Raw genomic sequence first — 20,964 nt, 5'->3', positions numbered from 1 at the left:
CTATCCGATCCCACACCTTACACGCGAATGTCGAGGTTCTCGCCTATGCCAGCCGCCGCTGCCACGTTCGTGGCCGGTACAGCCTGCGCCGGAGCCTGCTTGCTGCCTGTGCTTGCTTGCTCGGTCGCTTTCTTGATCTCTTCCGTCTTCAACCGCACGATCTGTGCATCGAGCTGCTGGATTTGCGCTTGAATCTGCTGGACTTTCTGCTGCTTCGTTTTCTCGTCGTCCTTGCTTTGCATCTCCTTGTTCAAGCTCTGCTGAAGCACCGTCTTCGATTTCTCCAGCTCGGAAATGCTATTCGAAGTGCTCGAACTGGTCGAGGTCGTGCTGGAAGAGCTCGTCTTCCAAAACGTGCCCAGGAACGTACCGTTCGTCACCTCTTCCAGGCGGATGTCATCCTTACTGCGCGAGCTCTTCCTTCTCCTTGCCGCCGAGCAGGAGCTTCGCCCCGGCCCCGAGCAGAAGAAGCGCCGTAAGCGCGGTTTTGAAATAATAGCGCAGCTCCGCATAATTTCGCAGACCGAATTGATTGAACACATCCAGCAGCAGACGGTCGCCCACATAATACAAGCCCATGGCGATGAGCGCGAGGCCCAGCCACCGTCGCTGGTGCATTAAGCCGCTAACGATCGGCACATCCGGCACGAATCCGTCCAGCGCGTACCGGGACTGAATTTGCAGCGAATCGAAGAACGCGTAGCACCACAGGATCGGCACGAGGAAGAGGAACAGCGACAGCTCCAGCGTATCGAGCAAATAGATCGACAGCAGGAACCCTGCCATCAACTGCAGCCCTCTGCTCTGAAGCCCCAAGTACATGTGACCGGCTCCCGGCAAAATGGACAGCACCGTCGCGAACAGCCGGCTTCGGCGTCCGCCCGCGCGATGGTCGTCCCAATCCTCCATAATGGAGCGGTCGAGCAGCGGCTCTCCCGCTTGCTTACGCTGCACCATGCGGATCGCATCGAACAAGCCATACAGCCAAATGATCGGCAGCACGCCGAGAAACACGAGGAACCCTTCCTCACTTGAGAGCGCCGCGACGAACAGAATCATCGTCAGCAGTCCGAAAAAGCCCATCATGAAGGTCAATCCGCGCTGCATCAAGCCGAGGCTCAAGTGTCCCAAACCCGGAATGAAGGACAACAGAATCGTGAGAAACCGCTCGCCCGCATCATCCCGCCGGACGGGTATGCCGTAAGGTGCATGAGGACCGTACGCACCTGTGCCAGGAGACTGCCCCGGTATGGAGCCTGAGACTCCGGCGCTGCCATCGAAGGCCGAAGGCGGCGGCGGCGCTGACCGGTCCGCGGCCGCGTAACCCATCCCCCCATAACCCGGGTAAGGCTGAGGACCATACGCCGGATGGATTTCGACATGCTCCGGTGCCGGCTTGCCGTTGGGGTAACGCAGTAGATAGATAACCAAGTCCGCCATATTCACAAGCCAGAATAGAAAAGCGACGAATAGCGCCATCGCGAGCATTTCCGTCTCGTGCGCCACACCGAGCAAAAACCCGAATGCCGCGACGCCGAATACGAGCAGCGCATAGATGAATCCTCGCCCCTTCCTGTCCGCCGCCCAATGGCCAAGACCCGGCACGAGGCCGAGCAGCAAGATAATAATCGGATTACGTACCATTCTTCCATCTCCTTTATGTATTCGCGCTTCTTCTCACGCGGCAATTCCGCTTATGGCCGCTCGCCATCGAGCACTTTATCGAGCACCATCGACGTCTTGGCCATGAGAGTATCGCTCAGCGAGCCGCCCTGTTCCTGCTGACGCCCCGCCTTCCATTGCTCCGGCTGCGCCGCCAACCGGTCGAACACGCCTGTTGACATCATGAGCAGCATAATGCACACGGCAATGGCATAATGGAGCAGCGTCCGTTTGCGCCTTGCATCCCAGGCGATTCTTCGGCCTCTGCCGCGTCCTGCCTCTTCGTTCTGTGCGCGGTCCGCCGCCTCGGCGTCCTCCTTGTGTGACCACCCGGGTCCAGCTCCGATGCCCGAAGCCCAGTCCGTGTCCAGTCGCGTACCGCCATGCGTCCTACCTGCGACAGCCGTCATAACCGCTTCCGTCAAGCGGTCCGCCCGCTCCGCGTCCCACTCCGCAATGCCGCCCGCCGCCTCCATGTACGTGAGCAGGCACGCCTCGCATCCCGCCAAATGGTCGTCGAGCTCGAGACGCTCCGCGTCGTCCATCTCATCCGCGGCGTAACGCCGCCATCGTTCCTGCGCCGGATGCATCATGTGAAATCCTCCTCCTTCCATCGTTTGCGCAGCCATTGCTTCGCCCGGTATAGGCGAGACTCCACGCTCTTGACCTCCAGCGACGCTTCTTCCGCGATTTGACGCTGGTTCTTCTCCTCGAAATAATAAGCGCGCACGACCGCCCCATATCCTTCAGGCATGGTGTCCACCATGTCATGCACCTGCTGCTTCCGTTCGCGCGCCAGCGCCTCCGTCTCCGCCGGGGGCGCGCATCCGCTCCAATAGGCGCCTTCAGGAGACGCACCGCCTGATTCGTCCGTATCCCGCCCCATCTCGGGTGGTCTGGCCGACATGTCCGCTCGCCTGCCTAACTCGGGCGAAGCCGCCGCCTTGGATTCCCGCTCTCGTTTGCGCCGCAGATCGATCGCGCAATTAACCGCGATCCGGGCGGACCATGCCTTGAAGCTTTTCCCCTTATATTGTGGGAGGGAGAGATACATGCGCACCAGCGCCTCTTGCAGCGCGTCCTCCGCGTCTTTCGGGTGCCGCAGCACGCCCCACGCGAGCGCGTACAACTGCTGGCGATGGCGAACCGCCAGCAGCCGGAACGCTTCCCGATCGCCGGCCAGCACGCGAGCTACAATCGCCTCATCGCCGCCTTCGTCCTCCCGCTCGTAACTACCACGCACCTCGTCCGGTTCCGCGCCGTGCTCACGCTCGTCCGTACCGCGCGCCGCGTTCGGATCCGCGCCCGCCGATCGCGCCCATGGCGGATGGTGGGCCGCTGCCGCACGTTCCTCTTTCAGCTCGATTTCCTTACGCTGCCCCGCAATCTCGTTCCCCTCCTCTCCCTAACGTTCCACGCCAATTCGCCTTCTCTATATAAGACGAAGCCCGCCGCTCTTACCCCTGCCTGTTTCGCAACTTTTTTTGGAGGTAATAACCTTTAAGGGCACGGCGGCGGCTCAATTGCACACCAAAAAGACCTCCGCTGGCATGCGAAGGTCTCAAGTAGTCGTCTTATGCGATTATAATTCGACCCAACCGAATTTAATGGAATTGATGACGGCTTGCGTACGGTCATCGACTTCCATCTTCTGCAAAATGCTGCTGACGTGGTTCTTGACGGTCTTCTCGCTGATGAACAAAAACTCGCCGATCATCTTATTGCTCTTGCCTTCCGCCATCAGACGAAGCACTTCTGCTTCGCGGCGTGTCAGCGGGTTGTTCTCGCTCGGGATGAATTTCACGCCAGCCTCGCGTGTTGCGGCTGCGCCGGATACGGATCCGATCTCGTCCAAATATGTCATACGGCGAAGCTGGTTGATCAGCTTACCCGTTACTTTCGGATGAATGTACGCATGACCGCTTACCACCGAACGGATCGCGTTCACGAGCGCTTCCGCCTCCATGTCCTTCAGCAGATAGCCGGACGCGCCTTTGCGCAGCGTCTCGAATACGTAGCTTTCGTCGTCATGGATGGACAGAATAATAACTTTGACGTCGGGAAAAATATCGCGGAGCCGCTCTGTCGCGATAACCCCGTTCTCGATCGGCATGTTGATATCCATCAACACGACCTCTGGCTTGTTCAGATTGCAGAACTCCAGCACTTGAATGCCGTCGTTACACTCCCCGATTACCTCCAGATCGTCCTCCATATTGAGAATGCGCTTTAAGCCCTCGCGGAACAACTGATGGTCGTCAGCGATCAATATTTTGATTTTACGTTTGCCATTCGTTGGTTGAGCTTCCATCATCTATTACTCCTTTCTTTCCTCCGCATTGATCGGGATATGGATCGTAATCTTCGTCCCTTCGTTAATCGCCGATTCGATTTCCAGCCTCCCCTCAACCAGTTCAACCCGCTCCCTCAAACCGATGAGGCCAAAATGCGCGCTGTCCTTGGTCCGGGTTTCGACTTGGTCGACACGGAATCCGACGCCATTGTCGCGGACGACGATTTTCACCATCTGCGCCTGGTAGGTGATCTCCAATGCAACGAAAGAAGGGTTGGCATGCTTGTAGGCGTTGCTGAACGCTTCCTGTACCATCCGGTAAATACCGGCCTCCATGGCGGAGGGCAGCCGGATCTCCTTGCCGATGGTCTCGAAGATCGTCCGAATCTTCGACTTCTCCTCGAAATCCTGAACGTATTTGCGCAGCGTCGGCACCAGTCCGAGATCATCCAAGGCCATTGGACGCAGGTTGAAAATAATTTTGCGAATCTCCTCGATACCGGAGCGCACTTGTTTTTTCAATTCTACTAATTCTTCCTGGACAATTTGAAATTCCTGCTTGTGCAGCATTCTTTCCGCAATTTCCGTCCTAAGCACTAGATGCGCCATCGATTGGGCGGGACCATCGTGTATCTCGCGCGCAATACGCTTGCGCTCTTCTTCCTGGGCGAGTATGATTTTCATCCCAATGAGCTGTCGATTTTTGGCGGATTCCAGAATGCGCGTCACATTATTCAAGTCTCCGGATAAATATTCCAGGACTACATTAATTTGTGATGCAATGGTCTCCGCGCGCTCGATGGATTGCTCAATGTTGCGTACCCGCTTCTGCAGCTCGTCCCGGCGCGCCCGCAAATACGATTCCTTCTCGCGGAACACCATCAAGTCGAGCTGCAGCTGGGTCGCTTTCTCGTAAGCGCTCTTGATATCCTCTTCTTTATAGCGGACGAAATCCCGGCTGACCTCCGTCAGCCGGACGCGCGCTCGGCGATAGTCGATCTCGAGCTTGTCGACTTTGTCGATTATCTCGGCCGTCTCCGCCAGAATATCCGTCAGCTCCTGACTGAGCGAGAACAGCTCCTTGCGCGCCGATTCGCATATTTCATACACTTGGTATTTGCTTTCTTCCATCACATTAACCGCATTCTTGATTACACGGTCGATATCGTTAATGCGATAGTCCACGTCTGCATCGGCTCGCTTTCTATGTCACGCATTCTGCCCTTATCATACCACAGAATGGCCAGTAACCGTCCATTTATTCGACGGTGATTCCCCCTGTTTTTGGATCCCAGCCCACTTTCAGGCCAAGCTGCTCCGACACGAGGCGAATCGGCACGAGCGTACGGCCGCCGCGCGAGATCGGCGCGACCTCGGCTTCTGCCCGTTTGCCATTCAGTAGGAACGAGGATTGGCCGAGCCACATCTCCAGCAAGCGATCTCCGCGCAGCACGGTGACGCGCTTCAGCGTGCCGTCCCAGTTAATCTTTGCGCCCATCGCGTCCGCGACGAACCGCAGCGGCAGATATGTCGTGCCGTCCAGCGCGATCGGCGCCACGTCGAGCTTCGTCGCCTGCCCGCCGATCGAAGCCGATTTGGAGCCCAGCTTCAACTGGATCGACGGGCTCGCTTTGGTTTCAACCGATGCCGGGTATTGGAACCCGATGTTGTCGAACACGACCTGGCCCGTCAGCGCCCGCTCGTCTTGATCCTCCTGAAGCGAAGCGACGTAGAGCCGTTTCAGCTTGACCGGATACGCGACGCCGGCCGGCAGATCCGCCTTCAGCTGCTTCCAGCCAGTGAATGAGATTTTGTCCGCTAAGGTGACCGGATACGCCTTGCCAGCCGCGTCGACGAATTCAGCGCGCAGCCAGTTCAAGCTGCCGTCGCCATACACATCGACGGTCATGCTCGACGGCTTGCCTTCCACTTGCCGGCCCGAACCGTTCAGAACCGCATACGCCGCTTTGGTGCCCGATGCGACTTGCGAGAAGTCATAGTCCAACTGAAGCGACTTGGCCGACGTCTGCTCCGGCACATCGCTCACCAGCGCTACGGTTCCCGTTACAGCATTCGTGCCTTGGAACGTAATTGGGTAGGTTGCCGCTTCGAAATCTTCGAATTTCTTGTTGGCGCCCGCCGTCAGCACGAGCATAGCCGAGAACCCGTCGTACCTTGCGATCGCGTAGCCGGTCGTTGCGCCCGCCCCTGGACTTTGAACCGTAAGCACGCCATCCTTCACGCTGCCCGTGAATCCGCTAAGCTCCCATTTCACCGACGCAGCCGGAATCGTCACCTTGCGGCCGTCCGCCAGCACGGCTTTGACCGGCACCTCGAAGGATTTGCCCGCTTCGAGCACCGGCGCGCCGGCTGCGATTTCCATCTCCGCGATTTGCTGCCCGCCGATGACCTCGATCTCGAGCTTGTCGCTAATGCCGCCGGAGATCGCCTTGATCGTCGTCTTGCCCGCCTTCTTCGCCGTGTACGCGCTGCCGCTGAATGTGCCCAACCCTTGCGCGTCCGTCCACGTCGCCGCGACCGAACCGGCATCGATCGGGTTGTAGTAGGTGTCGTAGCCTTTCAGCGAATACGAAGCCTGCTGGCCGACGAACAGCACCGTGCTGCCGCTCGCCGACAATCCGCGCAGCTGGCCGGCCGGCGCCATCGTATACACGCCAAGTCCGCTCGCCACTGCGCGCTGGGAGCCGTTCTGCGTCTCATGCGCAAGCGTCGTCTCCGTATTGCCCAGCGGGCGGCTGATCATCGTCGTCGAGCCGCCGCCGTCGAGGTTAATGCCTTTCCATACGCCCAGCTGCACCATCATCGTCTGCAGCTCCTTGAGCGTCATGCCTTCGCTCTCTCCCGCGGCTTCCACGGTGATCAAGAACACCTTCGTGCCGTCCTGCGAATAGCCTACCGCCGTTCGCGACACTTCGGACGATCCGCTCACGCCCGTAATATCGCGCGAGAACGACGTTGTTTTGCCTTGATCGACTAGTATCGTATGGCCGCCGACAAGCATCTGCAGCGAAGCCGCGTCGACTGGCTGACCTGTCGAAGACGCTACGAGCGAATAGTTGGCGCTTACCGTCGAACCGACCGTCAAATGTTCCGTTACGAATTTGGCCGCCGTGCCGTGCGTGCGCAAAATATAGCCGTTCGCGGGCGGCGTGCCCGGGATCATGCCGTTGACGGCGATCTCCTGCACCATGTTGTCTACAACGAGCACCTCCGTCGGCGTAGCCGCCGATTCCGCCGCGCTCGGCCGCGCCGCCGTCCAGGCGCTCGTATAGATATGCGCCGCGTTCACGTGACTGTAGCCCATGTTCGGGTCCGTCCGGTACGCGCCTTTGTTAAGGCCCGACAACGGGAACGTCGCGCCGTCCGCCGCTGTGATCGCACCTTGGAACGTGAAGAGATCCACCATCGGCTTGCGGTCGGCCGTCACCGCGAACGCGTACATCCCGTTCAACTGCGACGTACTCGTCAGCAGCGTCCCGCCCGTCACCTGCGCGCCCATCGGATTGCCCTTCGCCGCGGAGGACGTATCGAAGAAGTCTGCGTTGACCCCTGCCACCGCGCCAGTCGATTTCACCATATTGCCGACCGAGCTCTTACCCGTAATCGCACCCGTCTTGCCGTTCATGACGTCCAGCTTGACGTACGGATTAGTCAAATCGACTTCAATGACATGGACCTTCGAAACCTCGCCATCCCCTTGCGTCCATTGATAATGGATCAGCTTCGCGCCGGAGGTGATCATCTCTTCGCTTTGCTTCTTAAGCGCCTGCGCCGTTGTCGCCGCGGCCGCCACGCTATACGCGGGCGGCATCAGCAGCGCGACAGGCTGCAGCAGCAGCGCGGTTCCTAAGGCTACCGCGACGATCGTCGCGCTTGTCCGTTTCTTCGTTGGCTGTTGTATGCGAACGGTTCCCCGCTGATTCGTAAGCTTCGTCATGTTGGTTGCAACTCTCCCATCTCGAAATCTATCTGTTATAGACTCCGAAACTAGTAGAAAAGTTACGGTTGATAGAAACCTCCTATCGACGAAGGTGCGATTGAAAAGAAAAAGCTATCTCTCCTTAGGGAAGGAAAGATAGCTTGAAGACGTGCATGTAAATTTGTGGATTACGTATCCATCAACCCGTTTAGATTGAGCAGACGCTCGATCATGACGGCCGCTTCCGCGCGCGTCGCATTCGACTTGGCGCCAAAGTTACCGTTCGACATGCCGTTGATGACGCCCATTTGAACGGCTTTGGCCACGTCCACCTGTGCCCACGTGCCGACTTTGGCGCTGTCCTTGAAGCGCTTCAGCATCGTAGCGGCATTCTGGGACAGATCTATTTTATTGCCTACATACTCGGCCGCCCGCACCATCATGGATGCCATTTGCTCGCGGGTCACCGGGCTGTTCGGCTTGAAGCTGCCGTCCGTCATGCCTTGGATGATGCCCGCCTTGGCCGCAGCTCCGATATAGGCCATCGCGGGATGTCCGGAATTGAGGTCCTGGAATTTCGCGGCCGCGTTCTTGTCGCCGGAGAGTCCCAAGCCCTTGGAGATAAAGGTCGCGAATTCCGCGCGCGTAATGGCTTTCTTCGGTTCGAACGTCGTCGGCGTCCGGCCATCCAAGATATACTTGTTTGCCATGAGCAAAATATCGTTACGTGCCCAATGCGCGCCCAAGTCTGAGTAGACCACGTTGCCTTTGATGATCGCATAGGCGCTATTGCCTTTCCGTTGGAAAGTCACGACTGATTTGCCGTTGGCCGTCTCGACGTGCGTTGGCGCATACGAGATCTTGCCGACCTCCGGATCGTACCAGACCACGGTCGTCTGACGCGTCTCCAGCGTTTGGTCGACCGTAATCGAACGTTTGACATAACCGTCGAAGCTGCTCATTTTGGTTGCGCCGCCGGTGTTCACGATGAACGTCTCCATGTTCACCGGATCGCCGATCAGCTTGGAGCCTGCCGCGCTGATCGCCGTCGTGAGCGGATCGGTCAAGCTGTTCGAGCCCGAATCGATTGTCAGGAGCAGCGAACCGGACGGGCTTGATGAGTTGCCCAACTTCAGCTGATCGAGCGGCATTTCGTAACTGGCGTTCTTATAGTTTACGACCACCTTGGCCTTCGGATATTTATCCAGCGCCGTCTTCAGCGATGACAACGGGAACGCGACGCTTGCGCCCGCTTCCGTCGACGGTACTGTAAAGACCAAGCGCGGTTCCCCGCCGATGCCGTTAATCGTATCGAACGCCGCCTTCACTTTGCTCTCGGGAATCGTATAACGATTGACGCTCTTCCCGCCTGGCGTCGTGTCCGGCATCGTGGATGCGACCTGCTTCTTCAGGCCGATGCCAGCTCCGGTCACCGTCTCGAAATCGCTCGTCGGGTCGTCCGACCACGTCGTCTGATTCGCGGCCGATAAGTCGGTGAAGCTCTCCGCATTCACGCCGCCTGAGGAGCGCAACATCGTGCCACCGCTGGTCGAGTAACTGACTTTCACGGTATCGCTGATGGCAACCGGGGTCGCCAGCGTCAATACCACCGAAGCGCCGCTTACTTGCACCGACGCGATTGGACGCGCATTGTTATTGGATTTGACCGTGAACTGCGATATAAGCGGCACGATGCTCTGATTCAAGTAATCGGAGAAATTCAACGTAACCGTACTGCCTTTCGCGATCGCGCCATTGACGTTCATGGTCGCTCCCGCGTTCGTAATGCCCGCGTTGCTGAACGAATCGGCCGGGTTGCCCGCCAAGTCCGTCAAATATGGCGTCTGACGTGTATAGCTAACGCGGATGGTCTGGCCGCTCGCTACCGCCGAACCCAACGTCAAATCCACTTGGTAGCCGCTCACGGTAACTGCGCTCACGCTGCGCGCTACCCCGTCAACCTGCACCGCATAAGCGCTGTTGGACGGTTTGGCAGTGGTATTCAACGCTTCGTTATACGTCAGCGTCAACTTGTTGCCCGTCACGGTGACGGTCAATAGCTGCGGTATGGTCGTATCCACGCCATTCACAATCTGGAAGCCCGTGAAGGATGCCACCGGATTGCCTGACAAGTCGGTCAATGGGTAGGCACCTTTCGTAAAATACAGCGTTACAGTTTGACCCACGCTAACTTCCGAGCCGCTCAGCAGCATCGTAATCATCGATCCCGTACCGGCGATACTGGAGATGCTGCGATAGCCGCCATTGACGTAAGCATAAAACTGAGCCGCCGTCGAGCTCGAATTGGTGATTGCGCTTAATTCCTCGTTGAACGTCATCGTAATGAGATTGCCCGCCACTGTCCCGCTGAGGGGTCTTGGCACCGTCGTATCCGGCGTGTTGGTCACGGACTGGCTCGAGATGCTGGCCGCCTTGATCCCTGACGACAAACTGCGCACCGCGCCAGCGTCCAGCGCGATGGGAGCCGTATAATACAGACGAATTTCTTGTCCGTTCACGACGGCGCTTTGCAGCGTCAGATACACGGTCGCGTCCGTAATTTGGACTGCGGTCACCGCCCGGTACGTCCCGTTCACCGTGACGTAGAACGCGCCCGCCGACGGTATAGACGTCGCGTCGAGCATCTGATTATACGTCAACGCGATGCGACTGCTTCCGGACATGGCCACCGATGTAATCGTCGGCGCTCCCGTCGCAGAAGATGTCTTAAACGCCCATTGATAGGTGTTCAGAATGCCGTCAAACATATTCCCTGTCATATCCGAAATCGCGTTGGCCGCGATCTCCACGTAGTAATTCGTATTGGTCGATAACGGATCTGGCGTAATGTTGAGCTTCCGGTTGTTGTCCGCGTCCACGGCCATCATCGCAGAAGTCGAGGACGTCGATGATTTTTTGAAGCTGACGCCGTTCGCATTAAGCACCTTGATCGGCTCACTGAAAATAACGCTGAACGATCCGCCCGTTGTCGGAACCGTCGATACGCCGTTCGCAGGCGACATCGTCACGACCGTCGGCTTTACTTTGTCGTTGCTGACGATGAATCGCCATGTCGTCGTGTCCGTGCTCAGCATCCCCGCATAATTATTGCCGCTGGCATCACGGAAAGCTTGGGAGCCGATTTGCACATAATAAGTTGTGCCGTCGACAAGCGTTACGCCCGGCGACACGACGATTTTCGTCGTTCCGCCTCCGCTTACTTTCGCATCGGTGACCGGAATGGATGCGATAACCGTGCCATTCGGCGCCGATTTGATCACGATGTTCCCGTTGCCTTGGAATACCGGCTCGTTGAACGTCAGCTCCAGCGTCGAAGCCGTCGTGGCCGACGTGTCGGCAGGCACCTTCGTGACGAGCACTGGCGCGGTCGTATCATCCCCGTACCCCGTCGAGAAATTCCACTCCGCCGCATCCAGTATGCCTTCATACAGAAGCGCGGCGTTGGCGCTGTCCTTGAACGCTCCGGCATCCACCAATACATAGTAGCCGATGTTTGCGCCAAGCGGCGAGGACGGTTGAACCGTCACCGTCGTCTCGTTCGTCGACGAGTTCACGGCCATCTGCACCTCGCTGCCGGACGCCACGTTGAAGCTCTGCACCAGCACATTATCGGCGATTCGGTAAATCGAGATGCTCCCTGTATTGCGGGCTAGCCGCTTCGGGAACGTCATCGTTAGCGACGCGCGAATGTTTACCGCATACGCATTGTCCACAGGCGAAAGTGACGGTGTGCCTATAGGAGGCGGCGTCGTTGTGAACACCCAATTGCTTCGTGCAATTCCTGCGAAGGCGTTGCCGGAATCGTCTACGAAAGCCGTGCTCGGCACCTCAACTTGATACACCTTATTCGTTCTCAAGTTGGATGGCAGCGCGATCCGAATCGACGTAGTGCCGCTCCCGGACACGCCGCCCGAGGTCACCGGGATCATGCGCGTGTCGCTGCTATTGTCGCGATTGTAAAGCGTGATGAAGCCGCTATTCGTATAGACTTTCTCGTTGAATTCAATAGCCAGCTGCGAATTCACGGCCACGTTCGACGCGTTATTCGCCGGCGAGAGGGCCGATGAGGAAGCAAGCACAGGCGCTTGCGTATCCGCCGTGCTCGTCGTCACGGAGAAGTTCCAGCCGGACGTATTGTTAATACCGGCAAAGTTGGCATTCGTCGAAACGCTAACGAACGCGCCTTCCGCGATGTTGACATAATAGCTCTTGCCTAAATCAAAGTTCTTGGAATCCGGCAGCGCAATCGTCACAATCGTCGGATTCGACGGATTGATGGTGATTTTGCTGGAAGCGACCGTATACTCGGCGAACACGGTGCTGTCCATCTCATAAATCCCAATCTTCGAGGCATCTGGTCCTTTCTTGACGCTCTGATCGAACGTCAGGACCAGATTGGCGTTCGCGGGTACATTTGTTGCCGCGTTCGTCGGCGACTTCACCAAGATTTGGGGGCCGACGGTATCTGCGTAAGCGATGTCGTAATTATGGCCGGCCAATCCGGTTTGGATTAATAGTGCTGCGAACAGAACATATACGATCCATTTGCGTCTCAACGTCTTTTCACTCCCCAATCTATAACCTATGTACTATATTTGTCGGTCTTGCATACTCAAAAGTGAAGATAGGACCAGAAAATAACATCTTGTACAGATAAAAAGTCATAAAAAAACCGCACCCGGAAAGGTGCGGTTCTAGTCACATTCTTATGCGTTCACTTGCGCGTCCGCTTTCAGCTGCTCCGCTTTGTCGACGCGTTCCCAAGGAAGGTCGATGTCGGTACGGCCGAAGTGACCGTATGCCGCTGTTTTGCCGTAGATTGGGCGACGAAGGTCAAGCATTTTGATGATGCCTGCCGGGCGCAGATCGAAGTTCTTCTTAATTACTTCAACCAGCACTTCTTCGCTTACTTTGCCCGTGCCGTACGTGTCGACGTTAATGGAGACCGGAGTCGCTACGCCGATCGCGTAAGCCAATTGGATCTCGCATTTGTCGGCCAAGCCTGCCGCGACGATGTTCTTCGCGACGTAACGAGCCGCATATGCCGCGGAACGGTCGACTTTCGTCGGATCCTTGCCGGAGAATGCGCCGCCGCCATGGCGTGCGTAGCCGCCGTACGTGTCGACGATGATTTTGCGGCCTGTAAGACCTGCATCGCCTTGAGGACCGCCGATTACGAAACGACCTGTCGGGTTGATGAAATATTTGGTTTGCTCGTCCAGCCATTCAGCAGGAACAACCGGCTTGATGACGTGTTCCATGATGTCCTTCTGGATCTGCTCGAGCGTAACTTCTTCCGCATGCTGCGTGGACACGACGATCGTGTCTACACGAACAGGCTTGCCGTCTACGTACTCGATCGTTACTTGCGTCTTACCGTCCGGACGGAGGTAGTCCAGCGTGCCGTTCTTGCGCACTTCGGACAGACGACGCGCGATGCGGTGGGACAGCGCGATTGGCAGCGGCATGAGTTCAGGCGTCTCGTTCGTTGCGAAACCGAACATCAAGCCCTGGTCGCCAGCGCCGATATCTTCGTTCTCTTGACGGATGTCTTTGCCGTCTCGCGTCTCGATCGCGGCGTTAACGCCTTGTGCGATGTCCGCGGATTGCTCGTTCAGGGAAGTCAGCACGGCGCAAGTCGTGGAGTCAAAACCGTATTTCGCGCGAGTGTAGCCGATTTCTTTGATCGTCTTGCGTGCGATCGCCGAAATGTCCACATAATCCGCGCGGCTGCTGATCTCGCCAATAACAAGAACCAGACCCGTTGCTACGGATACTTCGCACGCTACGCGCGCGTATGGATCTTGCTCGAGGAACGCGTCCAATACCGCGTCCGAGATTTGGTCACATATCTTATCGGGATGTCCCTCTGTGACCGATTCCGAAGTAAACAAATGCCGTCCTTTAATCGACAATGTTTTCAACCTCCTGCTACTCAAAATAAAGGTAAGTATGAAGAATAAGACATGCATGGGTTCGAAACAATAGAAAAGTCAACACGCCATACATGGAGCTTTACGTTAGTTTCGCATCCAAAAAATCAACCTTTTCCGGTGATGGAAAAGGTCGCTAGTCAACTCTCTAAAACAGTATGATACCGAAGTTGTCGCTTGGTGTCAATGGCTGTTGTCTCTTGTTTGACGCCATTACAAGCCGTTCAGAACACGCTCCGCCTGCTCGACCAACCGGCGCGTAATGGAGCCGCCGATATAGCCGACATCGCGGGTCGCCAGCCGCGACCAAGGTACGCTGGCCGGATCGCTGGAATCGCCCACCGTGCCGAAATCATCTGCCGCGAACTCCGTCATGCCCAGCCGATCCGGCGTTACCGCGTTGGCTGTCAACCCGAGCTCTGCCGCAATTTCGTATTTCATTTGATCAATCGCTGCGCGCGCTTCGGGTACCACTACAATGTTGCTTCGACGTCTTGCCATCTTCGTCATGCACCTCCTGTAGTTGATACCCGTATTGTGTTCGCGTTCGCCTCGTTTGAGCCGGATAACATGTTGCCTGCAAGGGGAAAATTAAGAAGGACTGACAATCGACATTGTCAGTCCTCATTAATATGGCGCATGGATACTTACCTAGTTAGTCGGAATCGAGATATGACCGCTACGCGTTAACCGTCCCGTATTCGCGGCATTATTGGGGCGAAGGAAGGTCTTTCACTTCATAACTGCCCTTCACCATGACCGTCAAACTCCCTTTGGAATCCGACGCGTGCATGATGCCTCTGCCCGCCCGGGGGAAAATCACGAGATGATTCGCCGGAACCGCTTTGCCGTTCGCTATGTCCACGCCGTCCGTCACATCGGAGATGCCGTTGGCATCCGAACTGTAGGCTGCCGCTTTGCCATTACGTAAGATGATTTCTGCACCTGCGCCTGCCATCAGCACTTTCCCCACGGGGACCATGACGATTTCAAGCGTGGCGCCCGCTTGCGATGGCTCGTCCTTCTCCGGCGTTGTCGGCTTCACGGAGCCGCCAAGTTCGGCCAGCTTCTGATCGACGTAGCTCTTCGTCACGACCGGATCTTCCACCGATCCCGGCGTTACCGAATTCCCATCGGCCCTGGACTGCAGCTGGTCCACGCCGGACCAAATGGCAATGGTTAGCGGAATGATCACAACCACTGCCCATAGCTTGCGCTTCATTCCTTCACTCCTCTCGTTCATCCCTACTAGCATACTAAATTCTCTCTTGTCCTTCTAGCACGAAAAAATAGATCCCGGACCGAGAAGTCGATACCGGGATCCAAGCTGCTGAGGATTACGGGTTGATGTTGAACCAGCGGAGCTTCTTGCTCGCTACGAGCAGCTTCGTGTTTTGGAAGACGTCGTAGACGTTAAGCGTGTAGTTCTCATATTTGTTGATTTTGCTTTGCACGGACGAATCCTGGAATACCATGGAGAGCGGATAGCTGGCAACTTCTTTCAAGTATTCCTCTCCGCTGGCCGCCGTGGTCAATCCGAACTGCTTGCTATAGGTTACCTTTTGATCGTCATCGTTCACGAATTCAAACATGACTTTATGGTCGCCCGCAATATATTCGTATTGCTCATCCTTCTTCAGCGTGTAATCCATGACCATCTTCAAGCCGTTCACGCTGTACTCGCCTTGTACGTCCAAGAATGCGTTGATCCGGTATAGATCCAAGAAGTAACCCGCGAAATTGATTCCGCGCAGATCCGTCTTCGTCGCCGGCGAGGAGGAGGAAACCGAATATGCAACCGGTTTGACGACGATGCTGCTGGCCGCAGCGGTCGTGCTCTCGCCGCTTGTCGTGCCAGTGCTTCCGCTATTGCCTCCACCGCTCGTGCCCTCCGAGAAAGCCTGACCCAGATACAACGTGTAGGAAGATGTATCGAAAGTCTTCGATACCGCAGTCCAAGCCGATAATAATACCTTGCTGCCCGGTCCCACCTTCTCCTTCACTTCCGCGAATTGTACTGGTACCGTGATGCCGTTCTTGTCCTTGATGTAACCGCCCAATTTCGAAATAAGCGCGGAGCGAGTCTCATTATTCGTCACTTCGAATTCAGCGTAGAAGTTATTCTTCAACTCGCCCGTGAATACGGCCGTACGCAGAATCTTGGTGGTCGATTTCTTGCCCACATTAGAAATAACATATGGCGTATCGCTGCTGGTCAGGCTTGCCTCGTTAAGTCGTTGCCCGGTAAATTGGTAAAGTTGCTTGCCTGCTTTATCTTGTACCGGCTCCGTGCTGACGAAGGTAATATTATTGAAGGTTGTCGTATACGGAATTTCGGTATTCACGACGAACTCCGCCGAGGCGCCTGGCGCGATCGTAATGGCATTATCCAGGGCGACGGCTTTCTTCTCGGCCCCGACCTTAACACCATTGACCATAAAGTAACCGCCGAGGCTTGGAATTTGCTTGGTCACGTCACTGTTATTCGTAACCGTCAAATTCGCCACCAACATATCATTGTCTTCATATGGCGAGCGTTCGATCGAGTTCAACTTAATTCCGTAGTCATTGTAGGCGAATGAGCTTCCTACCCCGCCCTGCTGCGATGCCGAACGGATCAAGTAGCTGGAGAGTACATAGGATTTTTCTTTCTCGGTTGCCGTGCTCTTCATGACCAATTGCGATTCCTCGATCTTCACCGTGGAAGGCAGCGAACCGGTTAAAGTGATCGTATTCTCGATTCCCGGAAGGATCGAAGCGTTCTCTTCCTTTGTATACGCTAGCGGATAACTTGTGCCGCTTTTGGTTACAATGAAGAAATCCAAACTAGGGAATTTGATATCTTGCGTTCCGGTATTCGTCATCTTGTATTCAAGCGAAATCTCGTTCTTCGTCGCGCCTTGCGTGACGAAAACAGATCCTGCCTTCGTGTTCACCGTCGTACCGCCCAGAAAGATCGAGCGTGCCTTGTCGATCGGCGTCGCGCTGAGCGTGGCCGCAGCCGGTAAAGCAAAGTTACCTGCGCCCAAGAGCACCTTTGAGGCTTCATCATTCTGCGCGACCACGAGCGAAAGCGGTTTGCTCGCCACGGCTACCGGCAGCGTTGCGCGAAGCGTGATGATTTTACGTTCTTTCGGCTGGAGCGTCGTTTGGTCCGTACTCGAGGACGTTACGCTGTAGACGGACAAGCCTTGCGTCTGAACGAAGAAATTCATTTTCGAAATGTCCGCCGCTTGTTGTCCAACGTTCTCCAACAGGAAGTTCACGGTCAAGTATCCGTTGGTCGCGTCCTTCGTAATCAGAGTCTGCTTGACGGCCCCACGAATCTTGCCGTTGTTATACAGCATGACCTTGTCCTTGAATGCCGCGACTTGATCCGTGCTGTTGGCCGGATACTGAATCGTGCCCAATGTCCGTTCATAGTTCGCAACCGAGAAGTCCCACTTGATGACGTTGAAGCTTAAGTCCTTCAGTTGGGTCTGCGTATCAACGACTGCATAATAAGTCACGTAGGTGGTGGATTTGGGAGCGACGCTCTGCTTCTCTTTGTCCCCTTCGACAACAACTGCTTTGAATGTTTTGCCCGACTTTGACTTTACGCGCAGCCAGTAGTCCATCAGATCCAATGGCGATGAGCCATTATTCGTGATGGCTACCGAGAACGCAAGCACCTTGCCCTTGTCTTGCATCAAGAAATTGGCATCGCGAATATATAGAGTGCTCGAGGCATTCAATTTAACGATCTTGCTCGCTAAGCTCGCGGTCGCTTGCGTTGTAGCCGCCGCTGCGGAGACGAGTCCCTCCGTCGGAAAAAGCGCAACGGTCCCGACGAGCAACGTGGTCGCGGTAACCGTGGCAATTCCGTTCTGGATCCACTTCTTCTTCACATTCATTCCTCCTGCGTCTTGTATATTAATATAGACGCCATTTGGTGCAAGTTTGTTTCGTTCTTTTATGAGATTTTAAGTGGTAGAAATAAAAAAAGAGACAGGTCATAGACCTGTCTCTTTTGGGTAAGACATATTAGCCGTTAACTACAACAGTTGTCGTGTCAGTAACCAGGTTGGAAGAAGTGAACGTCAGAACAACGCTACCTTTCTTCAGACCTTTAACCGTTACATTGAACGTACCGTCACCGTTTGGTGTGATGTCCGTTACGGAAGCAACTGCAGTGTCGCTGGATGCAACTTGGTTCAGTGGGGAAACCACTACGCCATATTGGTCTTTAACCGTTACTTTAATTGTAGCTGTACCGTTAACAGCTGCAATTGTGTACTCGTCTTTCTCGAACTCAACCGTTTTTGCAACTGGAAGTTCTTCGGAAACCGTTACTTCTTGCGTAGCAATCTGTTCGCCGTTTTTGATAACGGTGATCGTGGATTTACCAGCTTTGATACCGCTAACTTGGTTCGTTCCAACAACTTCCAGAACGGATTGGTCGCTGCTTGTTACGAATGGAGCCGTGTTGTCTTTAAGAGCTACAACAGTTTGGCTAGCTGTTTTACCAACCAGTTTGATGCTCTTAGTGTATGCAACTTTTTTGGCTGCTTCTGCAGCTGTGAAAGCTTTACCATACACAGTGCCAACCGTGTCGATTGCATACGATTTGATGTCGTCGGAAGCTACAACGTTAACCGTGAAGGAGTAGTTCGTGATTTTGTTAGCAACGTTATCAGCGTTAGCAGTGCTTGCTACCGTGATTGTCGCGGAACCAGCTGCTACTGCAACCAGCTTGCCACCTTCGTATTTAACGATGCCTTCTTTGTCGGACGTAACTGTGAACTTGCCTTCAGCTACGTTGGACGAACGGCCATAGCTGTCAACGAGCAGGATGTTGTCTTGGTCAAAGTCGTTGCTCGCGCCTACTTCGTAAGTCGTAGCAACGTCTTTGATACCACTAACAGCTGTATACTTCGCAACGTCTTTAACGTTGATTTGAACTGGGTTCGGTTGTTGCAGACCGTTCACGTACGTGTAGATCGTTGTGTCGCCAGTGTTAGGGAAGTTGAAGATCAGTTCGCCTTTAGCGTTAACTTTCACTGTTGCGCCGTTAGCTGCGAAAGTTACTTTGCTCAGGTCAAGATCTTTACCTTTGATCGTTGCACCGAAAGTATCGATAGCTGTGAATGGGAATGCGATGTCTTCGCCTTTCACAATTTCTTTACCTGGGTGGCTGATTTGCAGGTCTTTAACCGTTGCCGCGCCGTTAACTACGATCGATGTAGAAGCAGTCGCCTGCGTAGCACCGTTCGTGATTGTAACGAATGCAGTACCCGATTTAGCACCTGTGTTAAATGTTACAACACCGTTAGCGTCAACTGCGATGTACTTGATGATCTCGATGTCACTTACAAAGAAGAAGAGTCCGCCAAGTTCGAAGCTTGTAGCATCGAGCGTTTTTGTTACTGCTGGCAATTTAACTGCTTGACCAGAAGCATCTGTAAGCGTCAGTGGCAGAACCAGGCCAGTTTCGTTGATGGAAACACGGTCTTTGCCAGTCAGCGGCTTAACAGCGTCGATTTTGATCGATGTAGCTGCACTTCCGTTGATGACTTTTACAGTTTTGTTTTGCGACAGACCTACCGAAGGAATGACAGCCATGATCGTGATCGAATCGCCGATCGCTGCAGTGTCAGCAGGTGTTTTCAAGTCAACGCGGCCGCCATTTACGCTTTCAACGCTGATCGATTTGTTTTTAGTAACGTTATAAACCGTTACCGATGGCGAAACAGTTTTCATTTCCTCGTTGAATTGGTTGAATGTTTTCACACCCAGTTCAACGTCATCAGCGAATGTCAGCGCTGGCGCAGCGATGTCGATCTTCGTTGCTTTCTCAGCTTCAACTTTCAGTTTAATCGCGTCGGAACCTTTAACAGTCAGCGTAAAGTCGCCAGCTGGCAGGTAAGCCGCTTCCAGAACAACCGATTTGTTGTCGTCAGCATATTTAGGCGTTACCGCGTAAGTTTGCAGACCGAATTTCAGTTCGTACGTCAGTACAGTTTTGTCGGAGGACAGAACTGGTTGGTTGAAGTCAACCGTGATTTTCTTAGCGCCCGTTTGTTTCGCGCCTGTTGCTTTCAGAGCGTCGAGTTTAACGGAAACTTCGTATGTTTTACCTTTGTATTCAACGGAAACTTTCGTAGTTTCGCCAGTTTTCAGAGCCGTGTCAAGAGTTTTCTTAACTACGCCACCGTCTGTGAACGTAACTTCGATGTTTTTGTCGTCGATTACTTTAGCATCGCCTTTAACTGCAACATTCGTGTTTTGGTAAACAACGAACGATGCGTCAACAAGGTCGCCGCGAGTTGCGTTCTTCGTGTAGTCAGCGGAAGTCTTGATCAGACCAGCTGCTACTGCTGCTGCAACATATTTCGTAGCCCAAGCGGAAGTTTTACCTTCTACTTTAGCGTCGTCTTTAACTTCGAGTTTCAGAGCTGTTACCGCGATTTTCGCGACTTGCTCCAGGGATACGTTTACTTTAGGACCGAATTGGCCTGCAGCAACGCCCTCGATGATTTTCGCTTCAGCAAGCGCGCCGATTTGGCCGATTGCCCAGTGAGTAGCTGTTACGTCTTTGAACGATGCAGCTGCTGCTGGTTTGCTCTCGAGCTTCAGGAGCGTAGCGAGTGCTTTCGCGAACTCAGCGCGAGTCATCAGTTGGTCCAGGTGGGACTCACCGTTGATACCTTGGAAGATACCAGCTGTTTTCATTTCTTGGAACTTAGCTTCTGTTGTGATGGTCGTCGTTGCGTCTGCAGCGAATGCAGCCGATGCGAACATCGAGAAAGCCATGGATGTAGCGAGAATTGCGGATAGACTTTTCTTCATAACCTTTTTTTCTCCTCCTCGATTGTGGTGCGCTTTGTTTGTAGAAGTATCTTGCGTTCGGCTCAAGCGAACCTCAGCTTAACACTTCCAAAAAATGATGTCTACGAACATGCACCGAACATGTGTCGAACGCCGTCGCAGAAACTAGTAAACGGATGAATAATGTAAGACTACTTGGGAACTAACACACTTTAACATTATACAATGGCGAAATACCTAGGTAAAGAGATTCTATAGAAAAATCTCTCATTCTCGCCCTGTATCCCTGTCGTTTTGTGATGTTCACG

Annotated in this window: 13 protein-coding genes; all 13 read right to left on the bottom strand. The window is 54.7% G+C overall.

Features of this window, described 5'->3' with window-relative positions; genetic code table 11:
• Nucleotides 1-17: 17 nt before the first annotated feature.
• Complete coding sequence (locus ACFFSY_RS14025) at nt 18-380, bottom strand: FlxA-like family protein (RefSeq protein WP_377494897.1); 363 nt, start codon at nt 378-380, stop codon at nt 18-20.
• Nucleotides 381-402: 22 nt separating this feature from the next.
• Nucleotides 403-1,644 (bottom strand): hypothetical protein, encoded by a 1,242-nt coding sequence (locus ACFFSY_RS14020; RefSeq protein WP_377494895.1) that lies wholly within the window; start codon nt 1,642-1,644, stop codon nt 403-405.
• Nucleotides 1,645-1,694: 50 nt separating this feature from the next.
• The gene (locus ACFFSY_RS14015; protein WP_377494893.1) at nt 1,695-2,255 is read right to left on the bottom strand and encodes a zf-HC2 domain-containing protein; all 561 of its coding nucleotides are present in this window, start codon (nt 2,253-2,255) and stop codon (nt 1,695-1,697) included.
• Nucleotides 2,252-2,905 (bottom strand): RNA polymerase sigma factor, encoded by a 654-nt coding sequence (locus ACFFSY_RS14010; protein WP_377494891.1) that lies wholly within the window; start codon nt 2,903-2,905, stop codon nt 2,252-2,254. The genes ACFFSY_RS14015 and ACFFSY_RS14010 overlap by 4 nt, the downstream gene beginning before the upstream one ends.
• 339 nt (nt 2,906-3,244) lie before the next feature.
• On the bottom strand, nt 3,245-3,976 hold the full coding sequence (locus ACFFSY_RS14005; RefSeq protein ID WP_377494889.1) for a response regulator: 732 nt from the start codon (nt 3,974-3,976) through the stop codon (nt 3,245-3,247).
• A 3-nt stretch (nt 3,977-3,979) separates the two neighbouring features.
• Nucleotides 3,980-5,140, bottom strand: a complete 1,161-nt coding sequence (locus ACFFSY_RS14000) for a sensor histidine kinase (RefSeq protein WP_377494887.1) — start codon at nt 5,138-5,140, stop codon at nt 3,980-3,982.
• Between the two features lie 73 nt (nt 5,141-5,213).
• Nucleotides 5,214-7,913, bottom strand: coding sequence for a stalk domain-containing protein (locus ACFFSY_RS13995; RefSeq protein WP_377494885.1), 2,700 nt, complete (start codon nt 7,911-7,913; stop codon nt 5,214-5,216).
• Nucleotides 7,914-8,083: 170 nt separating this feature from the next.
• Nucleotides 8,084-12,472, bottom strand: coding sequence for an Ig-like domain-containing protein (locus ACFFSY_RS13990; protein ID WP_377494883.1), 4,389 nt, complete (start codon nt 12,470-12,472; stop codon nt 8,084-8,086).
• Between the two features lie 150 nt (nt 12,473-12,622).
• On the bottom strand, nt 12,623-13,831 hold the full coding sequence (gene metK, locus ACFFSY_RS13985; protein ID WP_377494881.1) for a methionine adenosyltransferase: 1,209 nt from the start codon (nt 13,829-13,831) through the stop codon (nt 12,623-12,625).
• Nucleotides 13,832-14,062: 231 nt separating this feature from the next.
• A complete protein-coding gene (locus ACFFSY_RS13980; RefSeq protein ID WP_377494879.1) occupies nt 14,063-14,350 on the bottom strand; it encodes an alpha/beta-type small acid-soluble spore protein in 288 nt (95 codons plus the stop codon).
• A 208-nt stretch (nt 14,351-14,558) separates the two neighbouring features.
• Complete coding sequence (locus ACFFSY_RS13975; protein WP_377494877.1) at nt 14,559-15,071, bottom strand: hypothetical protein; 513 nt, start codon at nt 15,069-15,071, stop codon at nt 14,559-14,561.
• A 115-nt stretch (nt 15,072-15,186) separates the two neighbouring features.
• Nucleotides 15,187-17,736, bottom strand: coding sequence for a hypothetical protein (locus tag ACFFSY_RS13970; RefSeq protein ID WP_377494875.1), 2,550 nt, complete (start codon nt 17,734-17,736; stop codon nt 15,187-15,189).
• Nucleotides 17,737-17,872: 136 nt separating this feature from the next.
• The gene (locus tag ACFFSY_RS13965; RefSeq protein ID WP_377494873.1) at nt 17,873-20,677 is read right to left on the bottom strand and encodes an S-layer homology domain-containing protein; all 2,805 of its coding nucleotides are present in this window, start codon (nt 20,675-20,677) and stop codon (nt 17,873-17,875) included.
• Between the last annotated feature and the right edge of the window lie 287 nt (nt 20,678-20,964).

This window comes from Paenibacillus aurantiacus, assembly GCF_042431225.1.
In the GTDB taxonomy this organism is placed as follows: domain Bacteria; phylum Bacillota; class Bacilli; order Paenibacillales; family Paenibacillaceae; genus Paenibacillus_Z; species Paenibacillus_Z aurantiacus.
Note: the sequence above shows the minus strand (reverse complement) of the source record. Positions and strands in the feature narration are given on the sequence as shown.